This is a genomic window from Mycobacterium sp. NGS24, assembly GCF_059813065.1.
This window is the reverse complement of record NZ_JCALDW010000009.1, coordinates 1-18,755: the sequence shown is the minus strand read 5'-3', so window position 1 is coordinate 18,755 and position 18,755 is coordinate 1. Positions and strand designations below refer to the sequence as shown.

Below are 18,755 nucleotides of genomic sequence, written 5' to 3'. Positions count from 1 at the left end.
TCGAATTTGTCAGCCGGTGACGCCGGCCTGGCCGAAGATCCCGCCTCGCCCGCCGCTGCCGCCGGCTCCGTCGGCACCCTCCGGGGTGCCCGGACCCCCGGCACCCCCGCGGCCACCGTTGCCGCCGTTGCCGATGAAGGTGGCGCTGCCTCCGGTACCGCCGCCGCCGCCGGGACCGCCGGTAGCGCCGCTCAGGTTCTCGCCGCCGGCGCCGCCGCCACCGCCGATTCCGCCGTTACCGAAGATGAACCCACTGTTACCGGCGGCTCCGCCGTGGCCACCGGCCGCGCCGACGTTGCCCGAACCGTTGCCACCCGAGCCGCCCGCCCCGCCGGCACCGCCGTTGCCGAGCAGGAAGGTCGAGGCGCCGTGACCGCCGGCACCCCCGGCGCCACCGGCGGGACCACCGACACCCCCGGCACCGGCTCCACCATTGCCACCGACGCCGCCCGCTGCACCGTTGCCGTAGATGAAGCCGCTGCCACCGGCACTTCCGCCCTGGCCTCCGGCTCCGCCCGACGAGCCGGATCCAGCCAGACCGCCGGACCCACCGTTGCCGCCGGCACCACCGCTGCCGAGCAGCACGGCGGTGCCGCCGTTGCCCCCGGCACCGCCGATGCCTCCGGCAGCACCGGCGATGCCCGTACCGCCGCCACCGCCATGGCCGCCGGCACCGCCGCGGCCCCAGATCCACCCGGCGTCACCACCGGCGCCACCACCACCGCCATTACCGGATCCAGGCACCGTGACCAGCCCGGTTCCGCCGGTCCCCCCGTGGCCGCCGAAGCCGAAGAGGAACCCGGCGTCGCCGCCGTTGCCGCCATACCAGCCGTTCCCGTCGGCGACGGCTGCGACGCCGGAACTGCCGGCGCCGCCGTGACCACCGCTACCGAGTAACCAGGATCGGCCGCCGCTGCCGCCGTTGGACGGCACTTCGAAGCCGCCGTCGCCGCCGTCGCCGCCGTCGCCGAACAGCAGACCGCCGTTGGCGCCCGGGCGTCCCGTGCCGCCGTCGCCGCCGTAGCCGATCAACAGCCCGGCCCGGCCGGCGGTGCCGCCGATCACGCCGTTGCCGCCGTCCCCGCCGCTGCCGAACAGCCAGGCGTTGCCACCACCGCCGCCGATGCCGTCGCCGATTCCGGCCACACCCGCCCCGCCGTTGCCGCCGTCGCCGCCGCAGCCGAGCAAGAACCCGGCGTTACCGCCGTTGGAACCGTTGGCGGCCAGCCCGCCGGTGGGCGCGCTCCCGCCGTTGCCGCCATCGCCGCCGTTGCCGATCAACCACGCACTGCCCGCGGTTCCGGCGCTACCGGCGGAACCGGCCGCAAAGGTCGTCGACCCGCCGTGGCCACCGTCCCCGCCGGACCCGATCAGGAATCCGCCGTTGGCGGCGGTGCCGCCGTCGCCGCCGTCGCCGGTAGTGCTGGTTCCGCCCGCGCCCCCGGTGCCACCGTTGCCCAACAGCCACGCGGTGCCACCAGTGCCACCGGCACCGCCGTTACCGTGACCGCCGAGATTGGCGCCACCGGCACCACCGGCGCCGCCGGACCCGACGAGTAGTCCGCCGGTGGCACCGGACCCGCCGGCCCCGCCGAACGAACCGCCGCTGCTGCCACCCGCACCGCCGCCGCCACCGAAGCCGATCAGCCAGGCCGCCCCGCCAGCGCCGCCGGCGCCGCCACCGGCGCTCGCGCTGCTGCCCCCGGCCCCGCCGTAGCCGCCGTTGCCCAGCAACCAGGCGTTGCCGCCGACACCGCCGGCGCCGCCGGCGCCGATGCCGGTGGCGTGGCCGCCGTTGCCGCCGAACCCGGCGTTGGCCAGGAACAGCGCGTTGCCGCCGTCGCCGCCGGCACCGGCGGCCCCGAGACCTGCGGAGTCACCGCCACTACCGCCGAATCCGGCGGTGCCGAGGATCCATGCGTTGCCGCCGTCACCCCCGGCGCCGCCGGCGCCGTTTGCGCCGGCACTGCCACCGTTTCCGCCGAATCCGGCGTTGCCCCACAGCAGTCCGGAGCTGCCGCCGTTGCCGCCGGACCCGCCGGCCCCGCTCACGCTCGACCCGCCGGCCCCGCCGGCCCCGCCGCTGCCGATGAGTCGGGCGCTGCCGCCGAGTCCGCCGAGCCCGCCGGATCCGAGTCCACCGGTATTGGCACCGCCGGCGCCGCCGGCGCCACCGCTGCCGTAGAGCCAGCCGCCGTTTCCGCCCGCGCCGCCGGCTCCGCCCGCGCCGGACGACGTTGCGCCGCCGCTGCCGCCGGCACCGCCGTGTCCGATCAACCCGGCCGACCCGCCGGCCCCACCGGCCTGCCCGGCCGCGCCCGTTCCACCCCGGCCGCCGTTACCGAACAGGTAGCCGCCGGGCTTTCCGGCAGCGCCAGTTCCATCGATGCCGTTCGCGCCGTCGCCGATGATCGGTCGGCCGAACAGCGTCTCGGTCGGCCAGTTGATCAGGTCGAGCAGCGGCTGCAACGGGGTTGCGGCGGTCGCCTCGGCCAGCGCGTAGGAATTCGCGCCCGCAGCCAGCGCCCGGGTGAACTGGGCCTGAAAGGCCGCGGCCTGGGTGCTGATGCTCTGGTAGGCCTGCCCGTGGGTGCCGAACAGTGCGGCAATGGCGGTGGACACCTCGTCTTGCGCGGCGGCCAGCAGGTTGGTGGTGGAGGCCGCCGCAGCGGCGTTGGCTGACTCCAGCGTGGCGCCGAGGCCGGCCAAGTCGGAGGCTGCGGCGGTCAGCAGGTCCGGCGCTGTTGCAAGGAGATACGACATGGGAACCGTCCACTTACTAGGTCACGACCTGGTGAGGCCGTGGTTTACATGTCCCCCGGTCATGCTGATGGGCAAAGCCGATACGAACCATAACTCGACTTGGGCCAAAACAAACTGTCTTTCCGTCAAAAACCTGCTAATGATGCGGATAGTTTCGGCATGGGGGGCTGCGCCGCACGTCGGTTCCACCTCCGCTGGGCCCGTTCACACCGGCGCCGCGACACGCGCAACCATGGAGGGGTGAGTCCGGAAGCCGCCTCGGATTGGACCCCGGCGTGGGGCAGCAGCGGGCTGGCCTACCTGACCGGTCCGCCGGACGGGCCGCCCGACTTCTCGCGCGCGGCGGTGGTCGGCCGCGCGCAGCAGATCGCCCCCGACGCCGCCGCGCTGCTGAGCGGCCGGGCCGCGTTGCTGGGCCTGACCCGCCGCGGTCGCGTGTCGGCCGGCGGTGCCACCCGGCTGCTCGGCGCACGCGACGGTTGGTGCGCCGTGACGCTGTCGCGTCCCGACGATGTTGCGGCGGTCCCTGCGCTGCTGTGTTCAGACGAGGTCGCCGACGATCCGTGGCCGTGCCTGGAAAGATGGGCTGCCACTCGGCCCACGACCGAGATCGTCGCGCGGGCCGAACTGCTCGACATCCCGGCGGCGGCACTGGGTGAGACCACCGCGGCCGCGCCCGTGGTACGTCGGACGGCGCCACGGGGCCCGGTACGCGGGCCGGCGGGGCTGCTGGTCGCCGATCTGTCCTCGATGTGGGCCGGACCGCTGTGCGGACGACTGCTGGCCCGCGACGGCGCCACCGTCGTCAAGGTCGAGAGTCCGCAGCGGCCCGACGGCACCCGGGGCGGCCACCCGGTCTTCTTCGACTGGGTCAACAGCGCCAAGCTGTCCTACTGCCTGGACTTCGACCGCCAGACCAGGGAGCTGCGTCAGCTGCTGACCGCGGCCGACATCGTCATCGAAGGGTCACGGCCCGACGGGCTGGCCCGCCGCGGATTGGGACCCGACGACCTGGCGCCGCGGGTGGCCCGGATCTGGCTGCGGATCTGCGGACACGGGTCGGCTTCCCGACGGCCGGCGTTCGGAGACGACGCCGCGGTGGCCGGTGGCCTGGTCGGCCGGGGGCCGGTGTTCTGTGGCGACGCGATCGCCGATCCGCTGACCGGACTGGAGGCCGCCCGGGTGGTGACCGAATCGCTGCGCCGGGGCGGTGGCGAGCTGATCGACGTCTCGATGGCTGCCGTCGCCGCGACGTATGCGGCGCTGCCGACCGGCGCACCGGGATCGGCCTGCCCGGTCGAGCCGCCGCGGGCGCCGACGGTGCCGGAGCCCGCCGCCGCCCTCGGTGCCGACGACGAGGCTGTCCGCCACCTGGTGACCGAGAGGCTGCGGCGCACATGCTGAGGCTGCCATGTTGATCCGCAGGGCGGCGTTGCTCGACGGGCGCACGGTCGATATCCGGGTTAGCGCGCGAATCGAACAGGTGGGCCGGGAGTTATCGCCGCGCGCGGGCGAGGGGGTGCTCGACGCCGGCGGTGGCACCGTCTTGCCCGGACTGCATGACCATCACGTGCACTTGCGTTCGGCCGCATCGGCATTGGATTCGCTGTCCGTGGGGCCACCCGCCGTGCACACCAAAGAACAACTGGCACAAGCGTTGTCGACTGCCGTCCCGGGACCCGACGGGTGGATACGTGCCGTCGGATACCACGAATCGGTTGCCGGGGAACTGAATCGGGCCACGTTGGATGCGGTGCTGGCCCACGTTCCGCTGCGTATCCAGCACCGCAGCGGCGCGCTGTGGGTACTCAACTCCGCAGCGCTCGGCCGGGTGGGCTTGGCCGCCCACCCCGACGGCCGGTTGCGCAGCGCCGATCCGTGGGCACAGGCCCTGCAGCGCCGCGAAACCGACCTGGCCGAACTGAGCAGGCGGATCGTCGCGCGCGGAGTCACCGGGGTCACCGACGCCACCCCGGACATCGATGCGGGCGACCTGATCTCGCTGATGATGGCGCACCGAAACGGCGAGTTCCGGCCCGGGGTGCGCCTGCTCTCGCCCGGTAAGAAGATCCTGCACGATGACCGGCTTGATCTGAATGCATTGGCGGAGTGGATCAGTGAGCGGCACGGGTTCGGCCAGCCGGTGGCTGTGCATTGCGTGACGGCGGCGCAACTGGTGGTGACGATCGCGGCGCTGCGGGCCGCCGGCGGCCATCCGTTCGACCGCATCGAGCACGCCGCCGTCGTCCCGGGCGACACCCTGTCCGATCTGGCCGAATTGGGCATCACAGTGGTGACGCAACCGAATTTCGTTGCCGAGCGCGGGGACCAGTACCTGACCGATGTCCCCGCCGACGAGCACGACCAACTCTGGCGGGTCGCCTCATTGCTCGACGCCGATATCCCGGTGGCGTTGTCCACCGATATGCCGTTCGGCAGCGGCGACCCGTGGGCGGCGATGCGGGCCGCCGTGTCGCGCACCACCCCTAGCGGCGCGGTGCTCAACGCCGCCGAATGTGTCTCGCCCAGAACTGCTTTGACGATGTTCCTGGGCTGGCCGGATCGGCCGGACCGGCCGCGGACGGTGGAGATCGGCGAGCCGGGGGATCTGTGCGTGCTGTCCGAGCCGCCCGCGGTCGCACTGGCCGAACTGGATGCCGCCCTGGTGGCGGCCACCTTGATCAGGGGTGAGCTGGTCTACTTCGCGATGTGATCACGGGGTCAGCGCTGCGCGCAGCGCGTCGCATTGCATGGCGAAGAACTGTTGAGACACTGTGACTTTGGGTGCCACCAGGTCGAAACCGTGGAATGCACCCGGGATGCGCTCCAGCTGGCACGGCACCCCGGCCTCGGTGAGCCGGCGCGCGTATTCGACGTCCTCGTCGTGAAACAGGTCGTGGGTCCCGACGCCGATCCACGCCGGAGGCAGCCCGCGCAGGTCCGCGCGTCGGGCGGGGACCGCGACCGCCGGATCCGCACCGCCCAGATAGGCGGTCCAGCCGAACCGGTTGGCTACCGGGTCCCACAACCGGTGATCGGGGTCGGCCGGCGCCGCCGCGCTGCGGTCGTCGACCATCGGGTAGACCAGCAGCTGGAAAGCCGGCGTGATCTCGCCGCGATCGCGGGCCAGCAGCGCCAACGCCGCTGCCAGACCGCCGCCGGCGCTGGCGCCGCCGATCGCCACCCGGTCGGCCTGCACTGCGGGAAGTCCGGCCAGCCAGGCCAGCACCGAATAGCAGTCCTCCAGGGGCGCGGGATAGGGATGTTCGGGTGCGAGCCGGTGCTCGACCGACGCCACGGTGATGCCCAACCGCTTGCTGAATCCCAGGCACAGCAGGTCGTCCTGTTGCGCCGAACCCAGCACATAGCCGCCGCCGTGAATCCACAGCAACGCCGGCCCCGGCTCGGTGGTGCCGGCCGGACGGTAGAGCCGCACACCCGCCCCCGACGGCAGGGTCAACACCTCGACGCCCTTCGGGGCGCGGCCCAGCCTGGTCCGCAACCCCATAGCGACGCGCATCAACGGCAATGTCCGGGGGCCGACCAATCTCTTGGGCGCAACGCGCGCCAGCCGGCGCAGATCAGGGTGGACGGCATCGACCATCGATTCAGTATCCCTGCACCCCCGATCAGGCACCGCAGGGGTCTGCGGAACATTGAAATCAGCTGTGGCACAGCGATATTCACCACACGATCGGCCGCCCCGGCCGCCGGTCGTCCCGGTGACCCGGCAGCGGGACTTTTTCGGCGGCGCCACGACACCCGACAGCTAACGGCGAAACAGTCGTGGAAAGCTATGAATACCCGAGCAGCAAATGCGGCTACCGAATTTCCCGAGCCACCCGGCCAATACCGCACACAGTTGAACGATTATTACCCGCGGGTAGGGGTACAGTGCCCTGCATGACGGCGACTGGACAGTCCAAATCTTGCGTCAAGCGGTTGTTGCGCGCCGGTCCGGCCGACTACCTGTTGGCGATGAGCAGAGCCGGTGCCGCTCTCCCGATCATCGGCAAGCGGTTGGAACCCTTGGGCACCATGGCCGCCATGAGTGTGTGGGGCATCCGGATCGCGCCGGAACTGATGTCGACGTCGGCGAAGGGCCGGTTCGCCCCCGGCAGCGGCGAGACGCGCCGCCGGGACCGGGAAAGCACCAACGAGGTGTCCATTGCCGCACTGCGCGGCACGGTCTCAGCTGCCGAACTGGACCTGGACTGGCCCGCCGCCGACCGGACACCGCCGTTCTGGGCGGCCCTGCGTGGCAGCAAGTACCTGCACCGCCGCGGTGTGCACTACGGCGACCACCCCGCGCAGATGCTCGACGTGTGGCGTCGCAAGGATCTGCCCGCCAACGCGCCGGTGCTGGTGTTCCTGCCCGGTGGTGCGTGGGTGCACGGCAGCACCACCATGCAGGGGACCGCCCTGATGTCACGACTGGCCGAGCAGGGCTGGGTGTGCCTGGCCGTCAACTATCGGGTCTCGCCGCACAACCGGTGGCCACGGCACATCACCGACGTGAAGACCGCGATCGCATGGGCACGGGCCAACGTCGACAAATTCGGTGGCGACCGCGATTTCATCGCGGTGGCGGGTTGTTCGGCCGGTGGGCACCTGGCCGCGCTGGCCGGCCTCACCCCCAACGACGCCACGCTGGACGCCAAGCTGCCCGAGGGCGCGGACAGCTCGGTGGACGCGGTGGTCGGAATCTACGGCCGCTACTGCTGGGAGGACCGCTCCACCCCCGAGCGGGATCGGTTCGTGCAGTTCCTGGAGCGGGTGGTGGTCCAGAAATCCATCGCCCGGCATCCCGAGATCTTCCGGGACGCCTCGCCGATCGCGCGCGTACATCGAAATGCGCCGCCGTTCTTGGTGATTCACGGCAGCGGGGACAACGTGATCCCGGTCGATCAGGCGCGCAGTTTCGTCGAACGGTTGCGTTCGGTCTCGACCGCGGCGGTCAACTACGTGGAGTTGCCGGGTGCCGGCCACGGCTTCGACATGCTCGACGGTCCCCGCGCGGGCGCGATGGCCCACGCGACGGCGTTGTTCCTCAACCAGGTGCACCGCACCCGCACGCAGTTCGCCCAAGAGGTCATCTGATCGCGCTAGGGTCGCGTGATGGGTAGGGGATTGCGGTGAAGCGGCTCACCGGCTGGGACGCGGTGCTGCTGTACAGCGAGACGCCGAACGTGCACATGCACACCATCAAGGTGGCGATCATCGAGCTCGACGAGGCCAGCCGCGGTTTCACCATCGACGCGTTCCGTCAGGTCATCGCCGGCCGGATGGACAAGCTGGTCCCGCTGGGTTACCAGCTGATCGACGTCCCGTTCAAGTTCCACCACCCGATGTGGCGGGAGAACTGCGACGTCGACTTCGAGTACCACGTCCGGCCCTGGCAGCTGGCTGCCCCGGGCGGCCGTCGGGAACTCGACGAGGCGATCGGTGAGATCGCCTGCACCCCCCTGGATCGCGCGCACCCGCTGTGGGAGATGTACTTCGTCGAGGGACTGGCCAACGACCGGATAGCGGTGGTGCTCAAGATCCACCACGCGCTGGCCGACGGTGTCGCCTCGGCCAATCTGATGGCGCACGGCATGGATCTCATGCCGACACCGCAAACCGCTTCGTACACAACCGATCCCGCGCCTAGCAAGCGAGAGCTGATGAGCGCGGCGTTCGTCGACCACATGCGGCACATCAAGCGCATCCCCGGCACGTTCGCCTACACCGCACAAGGTGTCCGACGGGTGCGCAGCAGTTCCTACAAGTTCTCCCCGAAGCTCACCCGCCCGATCGACCCGCCGCCGTCGTTCATGAACCACAAGATCACCCCGGAACGCCGGTTCGCCACCGCCACCCTGGCGCTGGCCGACGTCAAGGAGACCGGCAAGAAGCTGGGCGCCACGATCAACGACATGGTGCTGGCCATGTCCAGCGGAGCCCTGCACAGCCTGCTGCTGCGCTACGACGGCAAGGCCGAGCCGTTGCTGGCGTCGGTCCCGGTCAGCTACGACTTCTCCCCGGAACGCATTTCCGGCAACCACTTCAGCGGGATGATGGTCGTGCTGCCGACCGACCTGGACGACCCGCTGGAGCGGGTGCGGGCCGCTCACGACAACGCCGTCTCGGCCAAGGAGAGCCACCAGTTGCTGGGCCCGGAGTTGATCAGCCGGTGGGCGGCCTACTGGCCCCCCACGGCGACCGAAGCCATGTTCCGGTGGTTGTCCAGCCGCGACGGGCAGAACAAGGTCCTCAACCTCAACATCTCCAACGTGCCCGGGCCCCGCACCCGCGGCCGGGTGGGCGGCGCGCTGGTCACCGAGATCTACTCGGTGGGTCCGCTGACCGCCGGCAGCGGCCTGAACATCACGGTGTGGAGCTACGTCGACCAGCTCAACATCTCGGTGCTGTCCGACGGCGCGACACTGAAAGACCCGCACGAAGTGACCGCGGCGATGATCGCCGAATTCGTCGAAATACGCCGGGCCGCAGGGATTTCCGGAGAGCTCACCGTGGTCCCGGAGGCCATGGCGCAGGCCTGATCGACAGGGTCGGTCAACGTTACACGCACCGGGCGGTTCGTCACGCGGCCCGACAGCTACCATCTGGACTGTGAGCGACGAAGCTAACGAACCCGAAGTTCTGGTCGAACAACGCGACCGCATCCTGATCATCACCATCAATCGCCCCCGGGCCAAGAACGCCGTCAATTCCGCGGTGGCCCACGGTCTGGCCGACGCCATGGACCGTCTCGACGGAGACGCCGGGCTGTCGGTGGCCATCCTGACCGGAGCCGGTGGCTCGTTCTGCGCGGGCATGGACCTCAAGGCGTTCGCCCGCGGTGAACTGCCCATCGTCGAGGGCCGCGGGATGGGCTTCACCGAGCGTCCACCGGACAAGCCGTTGATCGCGGCGGTCGAGGGCTATGCACTGGCTGGCGGCACCGAGCTGGCGCTGGCCACGGATCTGATTGTGGCAGCAAAGGATTCGGCATTCGGCATCCCGGAGGTCAAGCGCGGCCTGGTGGCCGGCGGCGGGGGATTGCTGCGGCTGCCCGAACGCATCCCGTACGCCATCGCGATGGAGTTGGCGCTCACCGGGGACAACCTGTCCGCCGAGCGCGCACACCAGATCGGTCTGGTCACCGCGTTGGCCGAACCGGGTAAGGCGCTGGATGTCGCTCTCGAGCTGGCCGGCAAGATCGCCGCCAACGGCCCGCTGGCGGTGGCGGCCAGTAAGAAGATCATCGTCGAGTCCCGGGGCTGGAGCCGCGACACCATGTTCGCCGAACAGACCAAGATCCTGGGCCCGGTGTTCGCCTCCAACGACGCCAAGGAAGGTGCGATCGCGTTCGCCGAGAAGCGCCCGGCGCGCTGGACCGGCACCTGAGGCCGGCTACCGGGCGATGCCCAGCGCCAGCAGCGCGATGTCGTCGTCGGGACTGAGCTTGGGTATCAACGCGACGAGGTCGTCGATCAGCGCGGCGGCCCCCAGGGTGGTGCGTTCGGTGACGAATGCGGCCAGCCTGTCCTCGTCGAACGTGATCTCGGCGCGCCGCGACTCCACGATGCCGTCGGTGTAGCAGATCAGCGTCTGACCCGGCAGCAAGCGCAGGCTGCATGCGTCGAATGACGCACCCGGGATGAGGCCCACCAGCATGCCGTGGCTGGGGCGGATCTGCTCGACGGTGCCGCTGGCGGCGTCAGCCAGCAGCGCCGGCTGATGACCGCCGGTGGCGATGGTGACCCCGAACCCGGGGCCGTCGCTGCGCGGCTCCAGGATCCCGAACAGCACTGTGCAGAATCGGCGCGGTTCCACCTCGCGCAGCAATACCGAGTTGAGTTCGACGAGCACATCGATGGGGTTGTCGTAGTGCAGCGCGGCGGATCGCAGCGTGTAGCGGATCAGCGACGTCACCACCGCGGCCTCCGCGCCGTGGCCTTCGACGTCGCCGATGAAGAACGCCCACCGGTTGCTCCCGACCGCGAATACGTCGTAGAAGTCGCCGCCCACCTGACGCGAAGAGGCCGGATGGTAGTGCGAGGCCACGGTCAGGCCGTCGATGTAAGGCAACGAGGGCGGCAGCAGCGTGCGCTGCAGCACCGTGGCGTACTGGGCGATCAGGTCACGATCGTGCTCGGCGATATTGCGGTCGCGCACCGCCTCGTCGCGGTCTGACTGCGCGTCGTCGCGGTCGCGCCGGGCCTCGTCGCGGTCGTCCTCGGCCACGCCGCGCAGCTGTCGTTCCGCGCGCAGCGCGGTGCGTGCCGAAACCCGCAGGTCCAACTGCTCGGCGACGATGGCGGCGAGATCGGTCAGGGTGGCCAGTTGAGCGTCGGTCGCGGTGCACGGGTCGTTGTCCAGGACGGCCACCGCCCCCAGCCGATGCCCGTCGCTGGTCACGATCGGTGCGCCCGCATAGCAGCCGATGCGGTGTTCGGTCACCAAGCTGTTGTCCCGGGTCCCGGGGTCGGCGCGCACATCCCGCACGACGTGGGGTGCGTCGCTCAGGACCGCCGACCCGAACAGGCCGTCGTTGCGGCTGACGGTGGGCAGGTCCACGTCGAACCCGTGACTGGCCACGAACCGGATGCGGTCGCGCCCGACGATCGAGACGACGGCCATCGGCGCCGAACAGAACTCCGCGGCCAGCCGCACCACCCGCGAGAGAACCTGGTCATGCGCCGAATCCAGCAGTCGGTAGCGCTCGACGGCGCGCACCCGCGCCGATTCGGCCGCAGTGGCTTTCGAGGTGATCGGGGGCATGGGATGCGCATTCGGGATCGGTGGACTCGGTGTGGCGCAGCTACTCTCTGGTTGCCCGGAATTCTACGGATGTATGCGCGCGGGGCTGCGGCGCAGCTAAGCGGCGGCCCGCCCCGGCGGGCGGGACCGGCCCCGCGATGGGTTACACTGTCGGCAGAATTTGTAAAGGGCAGGGTTCCCAGAAGGATCGCGGATGAGCGTTTCGTTGCTTCTCGAGATGGCTGCGTCGAGCAACCCTGACCGCACGGCTGTCATCTCCGAGGAACTGCGGCTGAGCACCCGGGAACTCAGCGACCTCGCCGACGGCGGGGCGGGGGTGATCGCGGCCTCGGGCGCCCGGCACGTCGCCTACGTCGGGACCGGCGGGGCGCTGCTGCCGATCCTGATCTTCGCGAGCGCGCGTGCGGGTCTGACCTTCACGCCGATCAATTACCGATTGTCGGCCGAGGGGATCGGCGCCCTGCTCGACCGCCTGCCGGACCCGTTGGTGGTCGTCGACGAACGCTACCGGGACGCACTCGGCGGCGGCGATCGCCGGGTGATGTCGTCCGAGGAGTTTTTGACCGCGGCCCGTACCGCCGAACCGGCAGCGGAGTTCCCCGACCCGGACTCGGTGGCGATCGTGCTGTTCACCTCGGGCACCACCTCGGCGCCCAAGGCCGTCGAACTCACCCACAACAACCTGACCAGCTACGTCACCGGCACGGTGGAATTCGAGTCGGCCGGGCCGGACGACGCCGCGCTGATCTGCGTGCCGCCCTACCACGTCGCCGGGGTCGGGGCGGCGCTGTCCAACCTGTACGCCGGCCGCAAGATGGTGTATCTGCCCAACTTCGACGCCCACGAGTGGGTGCGGCTGGCCAACGCGGAACAGGTCACCACCGCAACCGTGGTGCCCACCATGCTGGACCGCATCGTGACGGTGCTGGAGGCCGGTGACCACAAGCTGCCCGCGTTGCGCAACCTGGCTTACGGCGGTTCCAAGGTGGGCCTGCCGCTGGTCCGCCGCGCCCTCGAGCTGTTGCCGGACGTCGGATTCGTCAACGCCTACGGCCTGACCGAGACCAGCTCGACGATTGCGGTGCTCACCCCCGACGACCACCGTGCGGCACTGGCGGCCGCGGATGCCGCCGCGGTGAAGCGGCTGGGTTCGGTGGGCCGGCCGGTGCCGGGCATCGAGGTGGAGATCCGCGACGAGGCCGGCACCGTGCTGGGACCCGGGCAGACCGGCGAGCTGTTCGTGCGCGGCGAGCAGGTGTCCGGACGCTACACCGGCATCGGTTCGGTGCTCGATGAAAACGGCTGGTTCCCGACCAAGGACATCGCCACCCTCGACGAAGAGGGATTCCTGTTCATCGGCGGCCGTAGCGACGACACCATCATCCGCGGCGGCGAGAACATCGCGCCGGCCGAGTTAGAAGAGGTGCTGATCGAGCATCCGCACGTGCGTGACGTGGCGGTGGTCGGTGTCGAGGATGCGCAGTGGGGCCAGGCGATCGTCGCCGTGGTGGTGCCGCGTGACGATGTCGATCCCGACCCCGAGGAACTGCGTGAATTTGTCCGAAAGAGTTTGCGGGGGTCGCGCACTCCGGACCGAGTAGTGTTTCGCGACGAGCTGCCAACCACCGCCACCGGCAAAGTGCTTCGCCGGGAGATCATCGAACACCTAGCAGGGATGCAATCATGATCAAGAACGGAACCCGCCTGGCCAGCCAGGTGTGCGACACCCAAATCATCGTCGTCCGCAGCGCCGACAGCCTCGACGACCTGCGCTGCGGCGGAGCGCCGATGGTGGAGATGGGCGCCGAGCGCTCGGGTGAGATCGACCCCGCCTTTGCCGACGGCAGTGTGATGGGCAAGCGCTACGTCGACGAGACGGGCGCCGAAGTCCTGGTGACCAAGCCCGGCAAGGGCAGCCTCAGCGTGGGTGAGACGAAGCTGTCGCTCAAAGAGGTCAAGCCGCTGCCCGCCAGCGACTGACTACGGTCGCTCGGCCAGCCCGTTACGGCGGACGAATTCCCGTGCCTTGACCAGGAATTCCAGCTGGCCGCCGACCTCGCGCAGCGGTGCGACGCTGCGCGTCGAGCGGCACAGCACGATGGCGCCTTCGAGTGCGGAGATGGACGTCACGGCCAGCGAGGCCGCGTCGTTGTCGTCGAAGCCGTCGGTCACGAAGGCGCGCGTCAGCGCGGTGCACCAGCGGCCCATGATCACGCCGGCCTCGTCGGCGAGCTGCAGTTCATCGTCGGCCGAGCCGATCGCGGCAGCCACCACCGGGCAGCCGGCGTGGAAATCACCCTCGGTCAACAGGTTTTCCCATAACTCGACGAACTCGCGCAGCAGCGCCCGGCCGCCCCGGTCGACGGCGCGGTCGATGGTCGCGGTGATGGTGTCGCCCGCGTACCGCAACGCCTCGGTCAGCAACTGATTGCGGCCCTGGGGGAAGTGGTAGTACACCGAGCCGCGCGGGGCACCGCTGCGGGCCAGCACCGCATCGATGGTCACTCCGGCGGCGCCACGCTCGCGCATCACCTGTGCGGCACTGACCAGCATGTTGTTCCGGGTGCCGCCCCGCTTGGCGGGCTGCGGATCCATTGCGGTCTGCTCCTCGGTACGGGTCATGCGGCGCGCGAGTGCCGGACTGCCGGCCAGTGCAACGCCCGGGGGCTGACCCGGAACTGCCGGCGGCGCGGGTCAGGGACTTCGCGGGTGAACCGGTAGCCGGCGACGTTGAGTTCGATGATCCACATAACTTCTCCCGGCTTGGGTGGTGCAGCCATGGACCGGGTCCACCGGCCCATGACTATGCGAGTGAGCATATAAGACACGTGTCAGGGAGGCAAGCTAAGCCAGCTAAGTACCGAGCAGGCCTGGGTTTACCTCACCACCTCCGAGTACCAGGCAGAGTGATCGCAATACTTGTGGTCCCGAAATTATGCTATCTTGCATAATTCAACGGACTGCGTTTCACTGGCCCCATGACGAACGACACAGTGTCCCTCGAGCGCGACGGCCATGTGCTGCTGATCGGCCTGAACCGCCCGCACAAGCGCAACTCCTTCGACCGGACGATGCTGGCCGACCTGTCCCGCGCCTATGCGCTGCTGGAATCCGACGACGAGTTGCGCGCCGGGGTGCTGTTCGCGCACGGCGACCATTTCACCGCCGGTCTGGACCTCGTCGACGTCGGCCCCGGGATTGCGGCGGGAGAGTCGCCCATGCCCCCGGACGGTCGCGACCCGTGGCGGCTGGACGGCCCTTGGACCACGCCGCTGGTCGCCGCCGCACACGGTTGGTGCATGACCCTGGGCATCGAACTGTTGCTGGCCGCCGACATCCGCATCGCCGCGGCCGGCACCCGCTTCACGCAGCTGGAAGTTCAGCGCGGTATCTACCCGTTCGGCGGTGCGACCATCCGGTTGCCCCGGGATGCCGGCTGGGGCAATGCAATGCGCTGGTTGCTCACCGGCGACGAGTTCGACGCCGCCGAGGCACACCGCATCGGGCTGGTTCAGGAGGTTGCCGACGACGCCGCGGCCGCGCTGACCCGGGCTCGCGAGATCGCCCAGACCATCGCCGAGCGCGCGGCGCCGCTGGGGGTGCGGGCAACCCTCGCCTCTGCGCAGCTGGCCCGGGCCCAGGGGGAGGGCGCCGCGATCGAACGCTTGCGTCCAGCCGTCACCGAACTGTTCGCCAGCGCGGACGCCGCCGAGGGTGTGCAGTCGTTCATCGAGCGCCGCGAGGCGCGTTTTCAGGGTGGCTAGCGGAACGTCTGATACCGCCGACCGTGAACCTCACGACGTCCATTCGGCCTGTCGCGCAGCGTAGTTCACACTCGGCGCAATACGCCCGGTTACTCGACCGTGTACCCCATTGGCATCAGCACGCTCTTCTGCTGGGTGAAGTGCTCGACGCCCTCGGGCCCGTTCTCCCGGCCGATGCCGGAGTTCTTGTACCCGCCGAAGGGACAGCAGGGGTCGAAGGCGTACCAGTTGATGGCGTAGGTGCCGGTGCGAATCTTCTCCGAGATCTCGATGCCCTTGGGGATGTCCGACGTCCACACACTGCCGGCCAGTCCGTACACCGAGTCGTTGGCGATCCTGACCGCGTCGTCTTCGGTGTCGTAGGGAATGATGCTCAGCACCGGCCCGAAGATCTCCTCCTGGGCGATCGTCATCTTGTTGTCGACGTCGGCGAAAACTGTCGGCTGCACGAAGAATCCGTTGTCCAGACCTTCCGGACGGCCACCGCCGCACACCAGCCGGGCGCCCTCTTCCTTGCCCTTGGCGATGTAGCTCTCCACCCGGGCGCGCTGCTTCTCCGAGATCAGCGAGCCGATCTGCGCGGTCGGGTCCGACGGCGGGCCGACGGGCAGGGCCTGCACAAAGTTGCTGACCGCGTCGACGATCTCGTCGTAACGCGAGCGGGGCGCCAGGATCCGGGTCTGTCCCACGCAGGCCTGACCGGTGTTCATGATTCCGGAGAAGACCATCATCGGGACGGCAGCGGCCAGGTCGACGTCCTCCAGGACGATGGCCGCCGACTTCCCGCCCAATTCCAGCGTGCACGGCTTGAGCAGGTCCGCGGCGCGCTTGCCGATCTCCTTGCCGACGGCCGAGCTGCCGGTGAAGGTGAACAGGTCCACGTCGGGGTTGGAGGTGAGCGCCTGACCGGTTTCGACGCCGCCGGGTACCACCGACAGCACGCCTTCGGGCAGGCCGGCGTCGGCGAACACCTCCGCCAGGGCATTGGCGGTCAGCGGCGTTTCGGCGGCCGGCTTGAGCACCACGGTGCAGCCGGCCAGCAGCGCCGGGCCCAGCTTGTTGATCGCCAGGAACAGCGGCACATTCCACGCCACGATTGCGGCGACCACGCCGATCGGCTCGCGGTGCACGATGGTCTGCCCGTAGGAGCCGGTCCGCACCTCCCGCCACGTGACCTGGTCGGCGGCCGGGCCGGCGAAGAAACTCATCGCGCCCATCGACCCCATCCAGTGCATGGTCTCGATGGTCATCGGCGGCTGACCCGTCTCGTCGGCAAGGAGCTTGGCGAACAACTCCTTGCGCTCCTCGAGCAGTTGCTGCGCCTTGGCGATGACGGCCGCGCGTTCCTGCGGCGGGGTGGTGGGCCACGGGCCGTTGTCGAAGGCCGCGCGGGCCGCGGCGACTGCGGCGTCGACGTCGGCCGCCGTCGCCAATGGCACCTTGCCGACGTACTCGCCGGTGGCCGGGCAGTGCACCTCGATCACTTCAGCGGTCGCCGGCTCGGTCCACTTGCCCCCGATGAAAAGCTTGTCGTACTCCGTCGTAGCGGTTGTCGCGTTGGTCACAGTCGCCACCATACCCAAGACGGCGCAAAACGAGAACATGTTCCATTAGTGCGCTCGGAGGACCAGCACCAGATTGCTCGCGACGAACTCCCGCAACACCGGTACCGATGTCACCCACCAGGCCCATCGTGGGTGGTAGCGCGGGAAAGTCGCGACGGCCGCGCCGGTGTCGGCCGCCCATTGCAGGCCGTCGGCGGCGGACACCGCGAATAACGACGACCCGTAGTTGTTCTTGGCCGGATGGCCGTGTTTGCGGGCGTATCGGGCGGCGGCCCGGGCGCCGCCGAGGTAATGGGTCAGGCCCATCTCGTGACCGCCGAACGGGCCCAGCCACACGGTGTAGGACAGCACCACCAGTCCACCCGGCCGGGTCACCCGCAGCATCTCGTTGCCGAGTTGCCAGGGCCGCGGCACATGCTCGGCGACGTTGGACGACAGGCAGATGTCGACCGAGTCGTCGGCGAACGGCAGCGCCATGCCCGACGCGCGCACGAAGGTGCCGGTGCTGCGCTGGAAAGCCGGTCCCGCCGCGTGCATCTCGGCGGGGTCGGGTTCGACGCCGATGTAGCGCACCCCGGCGCCGGCGAAGGCCGCCGCGAAGTATCCGGGTCCGCCACCCACGTCGAGCAGCGTGGCGCCGGCGAGGTCGTCCCCGCACCAGGAGCGCCACAGGTCGCCGACCATCGCGGCGGTGTCGGCGGCCAGGGCGCCGTAGAAGCGGGCCGGGTCGCTCTGCTCGTAGCGGAACTCCCGCAGCAGTCGCACCGAGCGGCGCAGGGTGGCCCGCCGAGCGAAGGCGTCGGTGACGGCCACCCGTTACTTCGGCACCTTCGCCGCGATCTGCTCGGCGATGCGGACGCCCTCGTCGGTCAGGTTCGCGTTGCATGCCTGGACGTTGGCGACGATGTTGTTGACGGCGGTCAGAGCCTGCTGGCAGCGCCAGTTGCCGCCGGTGACCGTGACCCGCAGGGTGCCGTTGATGCTGGACACCGGTCCCGCCGACCAGGGCTTGGCTTCGCCGGACGGCTTGGTGACCGTGTAACTCTTCGAGGCGCAGGCCTGCCACTTGGCTTGCGCCGCGGTGACGTATGCGGCTGCGGCCTGGGCGGAGGGGAAGCGCGCTGCGGCCTGGTCCACCCAGTGATAGGTGGGTTTCTCCGATACCTGCTCCTCGACCGAGTCGGTCATGCCGCTTCCGGCGAAGGCGTCGGCCTCCACCGTGTCGACGAACCGGCATTCGACGGGGGTCACCTGGTACGGGTTGTTGGTGATCGCGTGGTGCCCGGCGGAGGAGGTCATGCCGGTGGTGGACATCGCTTTGCTGACGGCGTCGGGGGTGAGCAGCAGCCCGTCCAGCGCCCCGGGGGCGACCAGCGGGGCGGTGGTGGTCGTGGTCGTGGTCGACGAGGTGCCGGAGGAGGCTGCGGTGTCATCGGAACCGGTGCCCACCGCGACGCCGATGACGCCGACGATCACCACCACCACCACAGCGGCGGCCACCGCCACCCACACCCAGGTGCGGTTGCTGCTGCGCTGGGCCGACGGGAAGGGCGGCGGACCGCCGTACCCGCCGGTGAACGGGGCCGGCTGGAACTGGGCGGGGTTGGGCGCATACGGCGGCGGGGTGTGCTGCTGCGGCGGTGGTGGGTAGGCCGGGCGCGGCGGTTGGTAACCGGGCCCGGACGGGATCGGCCCGGACTGCATCGGCCGCGGATTCGGGGGTTCGGGCCGGCTGGGGGCCGGTTGCGGCCGGGCCAGCGGTCCGGTGATCGCCGCGCGGGCCGCCAAGGTGAGCTCTCGGGTGGTGTCGTAGCGGTCGTCGGGGTTTTTGGCCATCCCCTTGGCCACCACGGCGTCGAGTTGGGCGGGCAGGCCGTGGCGCAACACCGACGGA

At 70.1% G+C, this 18,755-nt stretch carries 16 protein-coding genes; 8 read left to right on the top strand and 8 right to left on the bottom strand.

Going from position 1 to position 18,755, the window contains the following annotated elements:
- Positions 1-9 precede the first annotated feature (9 nt).
- Complete coding sequence (locus AC5Y6Y_RS13895) at positions 10-2,763, bottom strand: PE family protein (protein ID WP_473138913.1); 2,754 nt, start codon at positions 2,761-2,763, stop codon at positions 10-12.
- A 240-nt stretch (positions 2,764-3,003) separates the two neighbouring features.
- On the opposite strand from AC5Y6Y_RS13895, the gene AC5Y6Y_RS13890 reads away from it, so the two are divergent.
- Both AC5Y6Y_RS13890 and AC5Y6Y_RS13885 read left to right on the top strand, forming a co-directional pair.
- Positions 3,004-4,167 carry a CoA transferase gene (locus AC5Y6Y_RS13890; protein WP_499930105.1) on the top strand — a complete coding sequence of 388 codons (1,164 nt, stop codon included), beginning with the start codon at positions 3,004-3,006 and terminating at the stop codon, positions 4,165-4,167.
- A 7-nt stretch (positions 4,168-4,174) separates the two neighbouring features.
- Positions 4,175-5,476 (top strand): amidohydrolase family protein, encoded by a 1,302-nt coding sequence (locus AC5Y6Y_RS13885; protein WP_473138915.1) that lies wholly within the window; start codon positions 4,175-4,177, stop codon positions 5,474-5,476.
- Here the strand turns inward: AC5Y6Y_RS13885 and AC5Y6Y_RS13880 are convergent, their stop codons facing one another.
- Entirely contained in the window at positions 5,477-6,367 is an 891-nt protein-coding gene (locus tag AC5Y6Y_RS13880; protein WP_473138916.1) for an alpha/beta hydrolase, read from the bottom strand. It lies immediately after the preceding gene.
- Positions 6,368-6,666: 299 nt separating this feature from the next.
- On the opposite strand from AC5Y6Y_RS13880, the gene AC5Y6Y_RS13875 reads away from it, so the two are divergent.
- The 3 genes from AC5Y6Y_RS13875 (at position 6,667) to AC5Y6Y_RS13865 (ending at position 10,155) form a co-directional block, all read left to right on the top strand.
- Positions 6,667-7,863 carry an alpha/beta hydrolase fold domain-containing protein gene (locus tag AC5Y6Y_RS13875; protein WP_463828001.1) on the top strand — a complete coding sequence of 399 codons (1,197 nt, stop codon included), beginning with the start codon at positions 6,667-6,669 and terminating at the stop codon, positions 7,861-7,863.
- 35 nt (positions 7,864-7,898) lie between these two features.
- A complete protein-coding gene (locus AC5Y6Y_RS13870; RefSeq protein WP_499930104.1) occupies positions 7,899-9,308 on the top strand; it encodes a WS/DGAT/MGAT family O-acyltransferase in 1,410 nt (469 codons plus the stop codon).
- Between the two features lie 70 nt (positions 9,309-9,378).
- Positions 9,379-10,155, top strand: coding sequence for a crotonase/enoyl-CoA hydratase family protein (locus AC5Y6Y_RS13865; protein WP_473138917.1), 777 nt, complete (start codon positions 9,379-9,381; stop codon positions 10,153-10,155).
- 6 nt (positions 10,156-10,161) lie between these two features.
- Here the strand turns inward: AC5Y6Y_RS13865 and AC5Y6Y_RS13860 are convergent, their stop codons facing one another.
- Complete coding sequence (locus AC5Y6Y_RS13860; protein ID WP_473138918.1) at positions 10,162-11,532, bottom strand: PP2C family protein-serine/threonine phosphatase; 1,371 nt, start codon at positions 11,530-11,532, stop codon at positions 10,162-10,164.
- 193 nt (positions 11,533-11,725) lie between these two features.
- On the opposite strand from AC5Y6Y_RS13860, the gene AC5Y6Y_RS13855 reads away from it, so the two are divergent.
- Both AC5Y6Y_RS13855 and AC5Y6Y_RS13850 read left to right on the top strand, forming a co-directional pair.
- Positions 11,726-13,219, top strand: a complete 1,494-nt coding sequence (locus AC5Y6Y_RS13855) for a class I adenylate-forming enzyme family protein (RefSeq protein WP_473138919.1) — start codon at positions 11,726-11,728, stop codon at positions 13,217-13,219.
- Entirely contained in the window at positions 13,216-13,512 is a 297-nt protein-coding gene (locus AC5Y6Y_RS13850) for a hypothetical protein (protein ID WP_463828006.1), read from the top strand. The genes AC5Y6Y_RS13855 and AC5Y6Y_RS13850 overlap by 4 nt, the downstream gene beginning before the upstream one ends.
- Here AC5Y6Y_RS13850 and AC5Y6Y_RS13845 read toward each other — a convergent pair whose 3' ends face one another.
- Positions 13,513-14,154, bottom strand: coding sequence for a TetR/AcrR family transcriptional regulator (locus AC5Y6Y_RS13845; RefSeq protein ID WP_473138920.1), 642 nt, complete (start codon positions 14,152-14,154; stop codon positions 13,513-13,515).
- On the bottom strand, positions 14,151-14,312 hold the full coding sequence (locus AC5Y6Y_RS13840; RefSeq protein WP_463828031.1) for a hypothetical protein: 162 nt from the start codon (positions 14,310-14,312) through the stop codon (positions 14,151-14,153). The genes AC5Y6Y_RS13845 and AC5Y6Y_RS13840 overlap by 4 nt, the downstream gene beginning before the upstream one ends.
- A gap of 198 nt (positions 14,313-14,510) precedes the next feature.
- On the opposite strand from AC5Y6Y_RS13840, the gene AC5Y6Y_RS13835 reads away from it, so the two are divergent.
- A complete protein-coding gene (locus AC5Y6Y_RS13835; RefSeq protein WP_473138921.1) occupies positions 14,511-15,296 on the top strand; it encodes a crotonase/enoyl-CoA hydratase family protein in 786 nt (261 codons plus the stop codon).
- 89 nt (positions 15,297-15,385) lie between these two features.
- On the opposite strand, the gene AC5Y6Y_RS13830 is transcribed toward AC5Y6Y_RS13835, so the two are convergent.
- The 3 genes from AC5Y6Y_RS13830 to AC5Y6Y_RS13820 all read right to left on the bottom strand — a co-directional run.
- Entirely contained in the window at positions 15,386-16,861 is a 1,476-nt protein-coding gene (locus tag AC5Y6Y_RS13830) for an aldehyde dehydrogenase (RefSeq protein WP_499930103.1), read from the bottom strand.
- A gap of 45 nt (positions 16,862-16,906) precedes the next feature.
- Positions 16,907-17,674 (bottom strand): class I SAM-dependent methyltransferase, encoded by a 768-nt coding sequence (locus tag AC5Y6Y_RS13825; protein ID WP_463828010.1) that lies wholly within the window; start codon positions 17,672-17,674, stop codon positions 16,907-16,909.
- Positions 17,675-17,677: 3 nt separating this feature from the next.
- A partial coding sequence (locus AC5Y6Y_RS13820) for a sensor domain-containing protein (protein WP_499919260.1) occupies positions 17,678-18,755 on the bottom strand: 1,078 nt, incomplete at its 5' end.